Here is an 11,776-nt window from a genome sequence, read left to right as displayed (position 1 = left end):
GGACGGATTCAGTGAGCGGAAGCGACCAGGCAGGCGTCGAGCACAGCCTGCCCGTATCGCTCCAGTTTGGTGGCGCCGATGCCGCTGACGCCTTGCAGGTCTTGCAGCGCTTGCGGGGCGCGGGCGGCGATGGCGGCCAGGGTGGCGTCGTGAAAGATGACGTAGGCGGGCAGGTTGTGCTCGCGGGCGGTTTCGGCGCGCCAGGCCTTGAGAGCGGCAAAGCGCGCCTGGGCAGCGGCGTCCAGCTCGGCAGCGGCGGGCGCGGGCGCTTTGTGAGCGGGCGCCTGGCGCTTGCGGGTTTCTTTTTTGGCACTGGCGGCGGCCCGCAAATGCACGGGCTGCTCGCCGCGCAGGATGGGGCGGGCAGGCTCCAGCAGGCGCAAGGTGTTGTAGGAAGCGGCGTCTACTTGCAGCGCGCCCAGGGCGATGAGCTGGCGCAGCACGCTGCGCAGCTGGGCTTCGCTGTATTCGCTGCCGATGCCGAAAGTGGAGATTTGCTGATGGCCGAATTGCGCGACCTTGTCCGTCGGCTTGCCGCGCAGGATGTCCATGATGTGCCCCGCGCCAAAGCTGATGCCGCTCATCTGCTGCACGCGGTAGATGGTGGACAGCAGCTTGCGGGCGCAGTCGGTGGCGTCCCACACTTGGGGCGGGTTCAGGCAGTTGTCGCAGTTGCCGCACCAGTGGTCAAAATGGCCGTTTGTCCTAGTGGAATCTGCGCCGGCAGCTATCTTTTTGGTAGTGCCATGGGGCCTGGGCGCCATTTCCTCGCCAAAGTAGGCCAGCAGGCGGGCGCGGCGGCAGTCGGTGGCTTCGGCCAGGGCCAGCAGGGCATCGAGCTTGCCGCGCATCACCTGCCGGAAGCTTTCTTCGGCCGGGCTTTCATCAATCATGCGGCGCTGGTTCACCACGTCTTGCAGGCCGTAGGCCATCCAGGCGTCGGCGGGTTCGCCGTCACGGCCGGCGCGGCCCGTTTCCTGGTAGTAGCCCTCGATGTTCTTGGGCATGTCCACGTGGGCGACAAAGCGCACGTCCGGTTTGTCGATGCCCATGCCAAAGGCGATGGTGGCGCACATGACGATGCCGTCTTCGCGCAAAAAGCGGCTTTGGTTGTGCTGGCGCTCGGTGGCGGGCAGGCCGGCGTGGTAGGGCAGGGCGGTGATGCCGTGGGCGTTCAGCGTGGCGGCCATGTCTTCCACGCGCTTGCGTGACTGGCAGTACACCACGCCCGCTTCGCCCGCGTGTTCGCGTTCGATGAATTGCAGCAGCTGCCGCGCGGGGTCTTTTTTCTCGACGATGGTGTAGCGGATGTTGGGCCGGTCAAAGCTGCTCACGAACTGCCGTGCGCCTTGCAGCCGCAGCCGCTCGATGATGTCGGCGCGCGTGAGCGCATCAGCCGTGGCGGTGAGGGCAATGCGCGGCACGCCGGGCCAGCGTTCGTGCAGCAGCGTCAGCGCCCGGTATTCGGGGCGGAAGTCGTGCCCCCACTGGCTCACGCAGTGCGCTTCGTCGATGGCAAAAAGGCCCAGCTGCCCGCGCGCGTGCAGCGCATCCAGCAGCTCCAGAAAGCGCGGCGTGGTCACGCGCTCGGGCGCGGCGTACAGCAGCGTGATGTGCCCTGCCAGCAGCTGCCGCTCCACGGCCTGGGCCTCGCGCCAGTCTTGCGTGGAATTGAGGAAGCTGGCGGCCACGCCCGCTTCGTGCAGCGCGTCCACCTGGTCTTGCATGAGGGCGATGAGCGGCGAGATGACCAGCGTGGCGCCATGCCCGGCCCGCTGGCGGGCAATGGCCGGAATCTGGTAGCACAGCGATTTGCCGCCGCCCGTGGGCATGAGCACCAGCGCATCGCCGCCGCCCGTGACGTGTTCGATGATGTCCTGCTGCTGCCCCCGGAAGCTGGCGTAGCCGAAGACTTCGCGCAGGATGTCTGCCGGGGCCTGAACTGCGGGCATGGTGAGTGAAAAGCGTGCAGGGATGGCGGTTGGCGGCCAGTCAGTCGCGCGTGACGCGCAGCACTTCTTCGCGGCTGGTCACGCCCTGCTCCACCAGCCGCGCGCCGTCGTCGCGCATCAGGGTCATGCCGCCAGACAGGGCCTGGGCACGGATGTCCGCCTCGGGCGCCTGGCCGTGAATCTGGGCGCGAATGGCGTCATCCACAGTCAGCAGCTCGAACACGCCGATGCGCCCCTGGTAGCCCGTGCGCCCGCAGGCCTCGCAGCCTTTGCCGTGGCAGGCGGCGCAGTATTTGCGCACCAGCCGCTGTGCCAGCACGCCCAGCAGGGAAGATGACAGCAAAAACGGCTCCACGCCCATATCGGTCAGCCGCGTGATGGCGCTAGGCGCGTCGTTGGTGTGCAGCGTGGCCAGCACCAGGTGGCCCGTCAGACTGGCCTGAATGGCGATCTGCGCCGTTTCCGCATCGCGGATTTCGCCAATCATCACCACGTCCGGGTCTTGCCGCAAGATGGCGCGCAGCGCGCGGGCGAAGGTGAGTTCAATGCGCGGGTTCACCTGCGTCTGCCCCACGCCCGGCAAGTCGTATTCGATGGGGTCTTCCACCGTCATGATGTTGCTGTGCGCCGCATCCAGCCGCGCCAGGCTGGCGTACAGCGTGGTCGTTTTGCCGCTGCCTGTGGGGCCGGTCACCAAAATGATGCCGTGCGGCTGGTGAATGAGCTGCTCAAAGCGTTGCAGCACGCCGCCTTGCATGCCCACGGCTTCCAGCGTGAGGCGGCTTTCAGACTTGTCCAGCAGGCGCAGCACCGCCCGCTCGCCATGCGCGCCGGGCAGGGTCGATACGCGCACGTCGATGGCCCGCGTGCCAAGCCGCAGGCTGATGCGGCCATCTTGCGGCAGGCGCTTTTCGGCAATGTCCAGCTCGGCCATGATCTTCAGGCGGCTGATGAGCGCGGCGTGCAGCGCGCGGTTGGGCTGCACCACCTCGCGCAGCGTGCCGTCCACGCGAAAGCGCACGCTGGAGTGGCGCTCGTAAGGCTCAATGTGAATGTCGCTCGCGCCATCGCGCGCGGCCTGCGTGAGCAGCGCGTTGAGCATGCGGATGATGGGCGCGTCGTCCGCCGCCTCCAGCAAGTCTTCCACGGCAGGCAGCTCCTGCATGATGCGCGAGAGGTCCACGTCAGACTGCACTTCGCTGACTACGGCGGCGGCGCTGGATTCGCCCTGCGCGTAGGCGTTGCTGATGCGCTGGGCCAGCGTGGCTTCGTCCTGCACTTGCAGCGTCAAGGGCCGCTCGCCCTGGCCGTGGCAGCGCAGCGCCTCGCCCAGGCTGGCGCGGTCGCTGCGCGGGCTGGCCCACAAGGTGAGCGTCTGGCCGTCGTCTTCCAGCAGCAGCAGGGCCGCGCGCGCGAAGGCGTAGGGCAGGGGATAGCGCATCAATCCCCCATGTAGTTGGCTTCGCCGGAAGCGGGCATGCGGAAAGAAGAGCGCTTTTCCTGCCGCACCATGCCGGGGGCGGGGGCCGCGCTGCCGTGGTTCAGGGGAGCGGGCGGCGCTTCGTTTTTCCACTCATCCTTGTAAAGAGGCTGGGCGGGCGGCATGACGGGCGCGATATTGACCTTGAGCACGCTGCTCGGATCGGGCTGGTTGTCCTGCTGTGCGGCGCGCATCATGTCGTAGCGGCTCACGGAATACTGCTCGGTCGAAGGCGCGTCGCGCACCACCACGGGGCGCAGAAACACCATCAGGTTGGTTTTCACGTAGCCGCGCTCGCGGCTTCTGAACAGATTGCCCACCACGGGCACGTCGCCCAGCACGGGCACCTTGCTTTCCTTTTCGGCGTAGTTGTCTTCCAGCAGGCCGCCCAGCACCACGATGGAGCCGTCTTCCACCAGCACGCTGGATTCAATGGCGCGCTTGTTGGTCGTGGGGCCTTGCGCGGCATTCTGTGTTTCCTTCACCACGCTGGAGGTTTCCTGGTAGATCACCATCTTCACGGTGCCGTTTTCGCTGATTTGCGGGCGCACGCGCAAAGTCAGGCCCACGTCCTGGCGGTCATAGGTCTGGAAGGGGTTGAGCGCGGCGTTGGAGCCGCCCGTGTTGGTGTAGCTGCCCGTCACGAAAGGCACGTTCTGGCCCACGATGATCTTGGCTTCCTCGTTGTCCAGCGTGAGCAGCGTGGGCGTGGACAGCACATTGCCCGTGCCCGTGGCTTGCAGGAAGTTGGCCAGCGCGCCCAGCGTGAACAGGCCATTGACGCGGTGGCCGAAGGCCAGATTCATGCCTTGCGCGGGCATGACCACGTTGCGGTCGGACGACGGCATGCCGTTGCGGAACTGGCTGGCCAGCGAAATGATGTTGGTGCCGCCCGTGTTGTAGTTGGTGCCGATGATGCCCACGTTGGCCCCGTCGCGGCGGCCGACCAGCCCTTGCCACTGGATGCCGAATTCGGCCGCCTTGTCGGTACGCACTTCGGCAATCAGGCTTTCCACGAATACCTGCGCGCGGCGCTCGTCCAGCTTGTTGATGACTTCGCGCAGCTCGCGGTACACCGGCCCTGGCGCGCTGATGATGAGCGAGTTGGTGGCCGGATCGGCCTGAATTTGCCCGCCGGTGGAAGGCTGGTTGTCGCCTTCGGCGTCGATGCTGGGGCCGGTATTCAGCCCGCTGCCGCTGCTTTGCACGCTGCTGCTGGCGCTGTTGCGGCTGCTGGAGGAGGAACCCGTTGAGGCGGTCGCCGCCGCGCTGGCTGCGCCGCCGGTTGCGCCTTGCTGCTGCCCCGGCAGGGCCGCCAGTGCGGCGCGCAAGGTCACGGCCAGCTTCACCGCATCGGCATTTTTGAGGTGGACGATGTGAATGTTGCCGCTGCTGCCGTCGTCATGCGTGGCCGAAGGCAGGTCCAGCTGCTGGATCAGCCCCTTGATCTGCGCCAGTTTGGCCGGGTTGGCCGCGCGCACGATGATGGAATTGCTGCGCGGCTCCGGAATGAGCGTGGTGGGAAAGACGCCGCTGCCCGCGCTGGCCTGCACGGCCATGTTGCCGTTGCCGGGCGCGGCGGGCATGGCGCTGCCGCCCGCCTCGGCCAGGCGCAGCACCAGCGGCGCTAGGTCGGCGGCCACGGCGTGCTTGAGCGGCACCACCTCCACGCCCGTGGCGTTGGAGATGTCCAGCGCGGCGATGATGCGGCCCATGCGTTGCAGGTTGTCGCTGTAGTCGGTGATGACCAGCGCGTTGCCGCCGGGGCTGACGTTGATAGTGTTGTTGGGGCTGATCAGCGGGCGCAGCACGGGCACCAGGTTGGCCGCGTTTTCATGCATGAGGCGGAAGATTTGCGTCTGCACCTGCCCGCTGCCGGTGCTCCGCGGCGTCTGCGTCCGCACGCTGCCGCTGCGCAGCTTGGCTTCGGCCTCGGGCAGCACCAGCGACATGCCATCGGTTTCCACCACCGAAAAGCCCTGCGTGCGCAACTGCGCCGCAAACAGGCGCATGGCCTCGGCAGGGGTGACGGCAACGGTGCTGGACAGCGTAATCGTGCCCTTCACGCGCGGGTCTACCACCACATTGCGGCCGCTGAGCGTGGCCATGGCGCGCGCGACGGCCTCGATTTCGGCATTTTCAAAATCCAGCGTCACGTCAGCTTTTGGGTCGCGCCGGGGCGCGCCAGACGCCGCCTTCTGTGCCTTGGGCTGGCTGGCGGCCTTCTGGGCCGCTTTTGGGCTGGCCTTGCCGGACGCCTGCGCCGCCTGCGGCAGGGCCGGCATCGCGCCAAGCGCCAGGCAGGCGGACAGACAGGCGGCCGCCAGCGGCGGGCGGCGATGGCCTTTGAAAGAGAGAAGCTGGCTCATGCGGATATCGAAAAAGTCTTTTTCTGCTTTGAAAATGATAGCTGCCTGCGCTGATTCCATGAGGACTTGCGGCCCATTTCATGCCGGAAGGAGAAAGCATGAAAGGGTGGCGGTCCGGGCGCTTGCGGCCAGAGGGTCAGTCCAGGTTCACCTTCAGGTAGTGCGCTCCGGGCAGGGGGTTGTGATAGTAGGGATCGGTCGGCTCGAAGCCCAGGTCTTCATACAGCGCGCGGGCCGATTCCATGTCGTCCAGCGTGTCAAGCAGCACGCACTGGTAGCCGCGCTGGCGGGCGGCGTCCAGAATGCGCTCCGTCAGCTGCCGCCCCAGGCCAAAGCCCCGGAACATGCGGCGCACATACAAGCGCCTCATTTCGGCGGCGTTGGGCGTATCGGCATCATCCAGCGGGCGCAGGGCGCAGCAGCCGGCCGCCTGTTGGTCCACCAGCGCCAGCAGCAGCGCGCCGCGCGGCGGGGCGTATTCGCCAGGCAGCGTGGCCAGCTCGTGCTCAAAGTTCTGAAAGGACAGGTCGATGCCCGCTTCGGCTGCGTATTCCTCGAACAGCGCGCGCGCCTGGGCCACGCGCTCAGGCGTGTCAGCGGCGATCAGTTCGACGGCGGGAGTGGTCACGGCGGGGCAAGGCGCGAGGGCGAAGGGCGAAGAAGGCGGGCAGTGTAGCGCCCGGCTTTTCTGAACGGGCGCTCAGCCTTCGGACAACAGCTTGCCAATCAGGCGCGACACCTCGTGCAGCTGCGAGCCGACAAAGCGCCGGGCAATGCGCCCTTTGCGGTCCAGCACAAAGGCCGTGGGCGTGGCGCGCACATCGCCCCACTGGCGCGCAAGCGAGCCATCGCGGTCATGCGCTACCGGGTACGGCGGCTGCCTCGTTTGCATGAAGCGAATCAGGCTTTCGGCGCGGTCGTACGACATGGCTACCGCCACGGCCTGCAAGCCATGAGGGCGGTAATGCTGGTAAAGCGCGGCCAGTTGCGGCGCCTCGTTCATGCAATAAGGGCACGAAGTGGCCCAGAAATTCACCAGCGCCACCGAACCCGCGAAGGCGGACGAATAAAACGCCGAGCCATCCAGCAGCGTGAACGTGCTGTAGGGCGCGCGCTGCCGGCTGCAACCGGCTAGCGCGCCAGCGGCCAGCAGGGCGGGCGCGGCCAGGCAAAGCTGGCGGCGCAAAGCGCTGTGCGGTGCAGCGTTCATTCGGCCAGCAGCTTTTCAATTTGCGCGTGCAGCGCGGCAAAGTCCGGCTGGCCCACGTAACGCTTGACGATGCGGCCCTGCTTGTCCAGCAAGAAGGTGGTGGGCGTCAGGCGCACATCGCCCCAGGCTTTGGCGGCCTGGCCATCATGGTCGTAAGCCACCAGAAAAGGCAGCGCCCGCTGCGTGGCAAAGCGGCTCACGTATTCGGGCTTGTCGTACTGCATGGCCACGGCCAGCGTCTCGTAGCCTTGCGCCTTGAACTTGCCGTAGGTGGCGGCGATTTCGGGCATTTCGGCCACGCAGGTGGTGCAGCTGGTGGCCCAGAAATTCACCAGCGCCACCTTGCCGCGCAGGCTTTCGGTGGAGATGCGCTGGCCGTCCAGCAGCAAGAAGCTGCTTTGCGGCGCTGACTCCTGCGTGCAGCCTGCCAGCAGCGCGCAAGCCAGCGCCAGCAGGGGCAGCAGGCGCAAGAAGGAAAAACGGAATGCGGACTTGAACATGGCGGGCGATTGTCCTTGAGAAGCCTTTCCCGTTCCATCCGTGCCTGTTTGGGCGGACAGCGCTGGCAAAAGAGGCCTTTCAATTCAAAAAAAAGAGCAAATTCAGGCTGCCAAAAAGGGCCTGTGCCGCAATGAATACGGGGACATCCAGCTATGGATACAAGAGCAGAAACAGCCTTTCCCGGAACGCCTTGACGGCTCAAGGATGCGGATCGCGCGCCAGGCGAAAGCCCCTGTCATCGCCCCGCCACTTGGGAGGGGCATGGTGGCGCACAAGGGCGCGCGCGTAGCCAAAGGCCGGAGCCAGCGCGCTGCCGCCGCGCTGCACCATGCGCAGTCCGCTGAAATAGCGGTTGCGAAAAGAGCAGCTGCTTTCCCAGGCGCTGCCGTCGGCGGGGGCGGCGTCTTCCATGCCGCCCTCCTTGTAACTGTTGTGCCAGCAGTCCTGCACCCATTCAAAGGCGTTGCCGCTCATGTCGCAAGAGCCTGTTTGCCCTCTGGCCGCAAGGGGCGAAAGCGCGGGTCGGGATGGGCTGCAAGGCGCAAACCGCAGACGGGCCTTATGGCCCGGCGAGGATTTGCAACGCCGCAGGACGCCCGAGGCCGCGCTTTCGCGCCTGCGGACGGGGGGCAAACAGGCTCTTAAGCCCCCAGGCGTTGGGCTGCTTTTGTGCTACGGGGTGGATGCGGCGGTCACTGTTATCAGCGTGCCAGGCTACGGCGCCGGGGTCATCACTGCCGCAGTAGCGAACAGGCTGGCCCGCGCGGCAGGCGTATTCCCATTCGGCTTCCGAGGGCAGGCGCCAGCGGCCACCCTGCGGCCAGGTCTGGTTGAGCCAGCGGATGTAGTCCTGCGCGTCATGCCAGCTGACATAAACCACGGGGGCCTGGTCGCCGTGGCGGTTGGCCTGCATGAACTCTTCGGTGAGCAGATCGTCACGCCCGGCGGCGCGCAGCCAGGCCTTGAACTGGCCCAGCGTGACGGCGGTTTTGCCAAGCTGGAAGGCTCGCACGCGCACGGCGTGCTGCGGGCCGGATGCGGAACCAAAGGCTTCTTCTTCTGGCTGACAAGCGGGCTGCGCGGGCGGGCGGCCCATGAATTCATCGCGGGCGCGCCGCTGTTTGTCGGCGCTGGCCGGCACGCACGCGCCCATGAGGAAGCTGCCTGCGGGGATGTCCGCCATCTCGATGGCGGGCGTCGGCTGGGCCTGGGTGGCGGCCGGGCCGCACAGGGCCAGGGCGCAGAGGATGAAAAAGGCGGGACGCAAAGGAGCGGTCATGGAAGGATCACGTTCAGGCCGGAGGGCGCGCGGGCTACTCGCCTTCGCCGAACTTGTCTTCGATGAGCGCCAGCAGCGCCTGCATGGCTTCTTGCTCGCGTTCGCCGCTGGTTTGCAGGGTGACGGCCGTGCCCATGCCGGCGGCCAGCATCATCACGCCCATGATGCTTTTGGCGTTCACGCGGCGTTCGCCGCGCTGCATCCACACTTCGCAAGGAAAGCTGCCCGCCAGCTTGGTGAGCTTGGCGCTGGCGCGGGCGTGCAGGCCGAGTTTGTTGATGATGGTGGTCTGTTTTTCGATCATGGCTCGATGCGGATGATGGCTTGCTGGCCGCCTTCGCGCACGCGCGCGGCCAGCTCCAGCAGCGGCTCGGCGCGGTAGGTGATGGCCTTGAGCAGCATGGGCAAATTGGCTCCGGCCAGCAGGGGCGAGCCGGTTTCGGCGGCCAGGCGGCTGGCCACGTTGCTGGGCGTGGCACCCAGCACGTCGGTCAGCAGCAGCGCGCGCGCGGCAGCCGGCAGCAGCAGCGCGCGCGCGGCCAGCAAGGCGGCATCGGGGCTGACGTGGGCCTGCACGTCCAGCGCCAGCACGTGGCTGGCGGCATCGGGAAACACGTGCAGGGCGGCATCGCGCAGGGCGCTGGCCAGCGGGGCGTGGGCAATGACAAGCAGATGGGTCATATCAGTGGGATCAAGACCTGCGCGCGGGCGCGAAAAGGCGGGCCGCCTGCCTGCGCTCAGCAAGGGTTCCGGAAAAGGGAAAGGCCAGCGCGAGGCCAGGCGGGGCAGCGGTACTGCATGGCACGGGTGGAAGGGCTGAATTTATCCTTTCGGGCGCGGGCGGCGCAGACCCGCTCGCCATGCTTGGCTTCATGCCGGGCCTGGTTTCTTTTGTTCAGCTCCTTTTTCAATAGCATGATGTCCTAGTGGAACCAGCGCAGATCAGCTTTTTGGCGCCCCTGGATTCGCTCCTGTTTTTGAGGGGCTGTTCGCAGACAGACTGAGAGCAGCCCGCTCAAAGCGGCGGCGTGCGGGCCAGCACGGCGGCGCTGACTTGCCTGGCGCCCGCCCGCAGCAGGGCTTCGGCGGCGGCGCGCAAGGTGGCGCCGGTGGTCATCACGTCATCGATCAACAGCACATGGCGGCCTTGCAGGGCGGGCCGGCGCGCGGGGTTGGGAACGAAGGCGTTTTGCACGCGGCGCAGGCGCTGGGCGCGGCTGAGGTTGCGCTGGGGCGGCGCGTCGTGAGGGCGCAGCAGGGCATCGGCCACCACGCGCCGCGCGCCCAGGGCGCGGGCCAGCAGCAAGGCGGGGTTGTAGCCGCGCGCGGCCAGGCGCTGGCGCGAGGCGGGCACGGGCACGGCGGCATCGGCTTCGGCCACGGCCTGCGCCACGCCGGGCGTTTGCAGCAGCATGGCAGCCAGCGGGGCGGCCAGGCCGGTTTGCTGATGGAATTTGAACTGGGCCAGCAGCCCGTCCCAGGGCCAGCCATAGGAAAGCGCGGCGAAGGTGCGGCTCATGGGCGGGGGCCTGAGCAAACACTCGCCGCACTGCGCCGCGCTGCCCGCCAGCGGCGCGGCGCAGGTAAGGCAACGCGGCTCGGGGCGGACGAAGCAGGCCAGGCACCCGGCGCAAATGGGCGGCGCGGGCCAGGCGCGGCAGATATGACACTGGCTGGGCAGCAGGCGGGCAAGCAGGGCCATGCGGCGAAAAAGGGAGCAGGAAACGGAAGAAGTGGAAGAAGCGGAAGAAGGCCGCGCAGCGCCTGCGGATGGTCCGGCGGCAGGGCGCGCAAGCGCCGCGCCATCAATATACTGCCCGCCCCAGCGCCGCAGGCGGGGTGGCGAAGGGGTTTTTCTGCTCCTTGATTCATAGCAAGACCTCCCCGTATTCATTGCGACGACAGCCTTTTCAGGCCCTGTGAATTCGCTCTTGTTTTTGATGCCAAGCCGCATCCGCCCCGCGCGCCGGGGCTTTTGCCATGACCGCCGCTTCCTCGCCTTCTTCCCCTCCTTCCCTGGACGCGCGGGCCGCCGCCCGGCTGGCCGCGCTGCCCGGCCCCGCGCCCTGGCTGCATGAAGAAGTGGCGCGCCGCATGGCCGAGCGCCTGCCGTGGATCACCCTGCCCGTCAAACGCTGGGCGCACTGGTCGCCACGCCACGGCGGCATGCAAGGGCACGCGCTGGTGACGGCGCACTTCGCCCAGGCCGAATGCGTGGGCGTGCCTGCGGGCGAGGGCCATGCGGGCGACGCGCCCCTGCCCTGGTGGCGGCCCGCCCGCTGGGCGCGCCCGGCCTTGCGCACCGTGGCGCAACCCGAAGCGGGCAGCGTGCAAATGGTGTGGGCCAACATGCTGCTGCACCGCGTGGCCGAGCCGCAGGCGCTGATGCGCCAGTGGCTGCAAGCGCTGGCCGTGGATGGCTTTGTGATGTTTTCCTGCCTGGGGCCGGACACGCTGCGCGGCCTGCGCGCGCTGTATGCGCGCCTGGGCTGGCCCGCGCCCGCGCACGAATTCACCGACATGCACGACTGGGGCGACATGCTGATGCAGGCCGGCTTTGCCGAGCCGGTCATGTTCATGGAGCACGTAACCCTCACTTTTGAAACGCCGCAGCGCGCCTTGCAGGAGCTGCGCGCGCTGGGGCGCAACCTGAGCCGCAGCCGCTTTGCCGCCCTGCGCGGCCGCCGCTGGCACGCGCGCCTGCTGGCCGAGATGGAAAGCCTGCGCGGAAACAGTGCGGAAAGCGGCGCGGAAAGCGGCTCCATCCCCTTGGAATTCGAGCTGATTTACGGCCACGCGCTCAAGCCCGTGCCGCGCGCGACCGTGTCGGCTGAAACCGTGATCGGCCTGGACGCCATGCGCCAGGCCCTGCGCCAGCCGCGCCCGCACAGCCTGCCGCCCGAAAGCCGCGCTGAGTGAATGAAAGCCGCCTGCCATGCCTGACCGCTTCCCTGCCGCCTTTTCTGCTGCTTTTTCTGCCGCTTT

12 protein-coding genes are annotated in these 11,776 nt (G+C 67.5%); 1 reads left to right on the top strand and 11 read right to left on the bottom strand.

Features of this window, described 5'->3' with window-relative positions:
- Positions 1 to 8 precede the first annotated feature (8 nt).
- The 11 genes from C1720_RS01545 to C1720_RS01495 all read right to left on the bottom strand — a co-directional run bounded on the left by C1720_RS01545 (position 9) and on the right by C1720_RS01495 (position 10,493).
- Positions 9 to 1,952, bottom strand: a complete 1,944-nt coding sequence (locus tag C1720_RS01545; protein WP_102282997.1) for a RecQ family ATP-dependent DNA helicase — start codon at positions 1,950 to 1,952, stop codon at positions 9 to 11.
- A 40-nt stretch (positions 1,953 to 1,992) separates the two neighbouring features.
- Entirely contained in the window at positions 1,993 to 3,393 is a 1,401-nt protein-coding gene (locus C1720_RS01540) for a GspE/PulE family protein (RefSeq protein WP_050715826.1), read from the bottom strand.
- A complete protein-coding gene (gene gspD, locus C1720_RS01535; RefSeq protein WP_233199732.1) occupies positions 3,393 to 5,801 on the bottom strand; it encodes a type II secretion system secretin GspD in 2,409 nt (802 codons plus the stop codon). The genes C1720_RS01540 and gspD overlap by 1 nt, the downstream gene beginning before the upstream one ends.
- A gap of 136 nt (positions 5,802 to 5,937) precedes the next feature.
- Positions 5,938 to 6,408: a GNAT family N-acetyltransferase gene (locus C1720_RS01530; protein WP_371256952.1), complete on the bottom strand. Its 471-nt coding sequence runs from the start codon at positions 6,406 to 6,408 to the stop codon at positions 5,938 to 5,940.
- A 93-nt stretch (positions 6,409 to 6,501) separates the two neighbouring features.
- Positions 6,502 to 7,011 carry a TlpA disulfide reductase family protein gene (locus tag C1720_RS01525; RefSeq protein ID WP_102282996.1) on the bottom strand — a complete coding sequence of 170 codons (510 nt, stop codon included), beginning with the start codon at positions 7,009 to 7,011 and terminating at the stop codon, positions 6,502 to 6,504.
- Positions 7,008 to 7,511 (bottom strand): TlpA disulfide reductase family protein, encoded by a 504-nt coding sequence (locus tag C1720_RS01520; RefSeq protein ID WP_102282995.1) that lies wholly within the window; start codon positions 7,509 to 7,511, stop codon positions 7,008 to 7,010. The genes C1720_RS01525 and C1720_RS01520 overlap by 4 nt, the downstream gene beginning before the upstream one ends.
- Positions 7,512 to 7,710: 199 nt before the next feature.
- The gene (locus C1720_RS14390) at positions 7,711 to 8,145 is read right to left on the bottom strand and encodes a formylglycine-generating enzyme family protein (RefSeq protein WP_255397762.1); all 435 of its coding nucleotides are present in this window, start codon (positions 8,143 to 8,145) and stop codon (positions 7,711 to 7,713) included.
- Complete coding sequence (locus tag C1720_RS01510) at positions 8,072 to 8,791, bottom strand: formylglycine-generating enzyme family protein (protein ID WP_102282993.1); 720 nt, start codon at positions 8,789 to 8,791, stop codon at positions 8,072 to 8,074. Before C1720_RS01510 ends, C1720_RS14390 begins: the two co-directional genes overlap by 74 nt.
- Before the next feature lie 34 nt (positions 8,792 to 8,825).
- The gene (locus C1720_RS01505; RefSeq protein WP_050715833.1) at positions 8,826 to 9,095 is read right to left on the bottom strand and encodes an HPr family phosphocarrier protein; all 270 of its coding nucleotides are present in this window, start codon (positions 9,093 to 9,095) and stop codon (positions 8,826 to 8,828) included.
- Positions 9,092 to 9,472, bottom strand: a complete 381-nt coding sequence (locus C1720_RS01500; protein WP_050715834.1) for a PTS sugar transporter subunit IIA — start codon at positions 9,470 to 9,472, stop codon at positions 9,092 to 9,094. Before C1720_RS01500 ends, C1720_RS01505 begins: the two co-directional genes overlap by 4 nt.
- A gap of 334 nt (positions 9,473 to 9,806) precedes the next feature.
- Positions 9,807 to 10,493, bottom strand: coding sequence for a ComF family protein (locus tag C1720_RS01495; protein WP_102282992.1), 687 nt, complete (start codon positions 10,491 to 10,493; stop codon positions 9,807 to 9,809).
- A gap of 278 nt (positions 10,494 to 10,771) precedes the next feature.
- Here C1720_RS01495 and C1720_RS14115 point away from each other — a divergent pair, with 278 nt between their 5' ends.
- Positions 10,772 to 11,710, top strand: coding sequence for a class I SAM-dependent methyltransferase (locus C1720_RS14115; protein ID WP_102284434.1), 939 nt, complete (start codon positions 10,772 to 10,774; stop codon positions 11,708 to 11,710).
- Positions 11,711 to 11,776: the final 66 nt, after the last annotated feature.

This window comes from Ottowia massiliensis (genome assembly GCF_900240305.1).
GTDB lineage: Bacteria > Pseudomonadota > Gammaproteobacteria > Burkholderiales > Burkholderiaceae_C > Ottowia > Ottowia massiliensis.
Note: the sequence above shows the minus strand (reverse complement) of the source record. Positions and strands in the feature narration are given on the sequence as shown.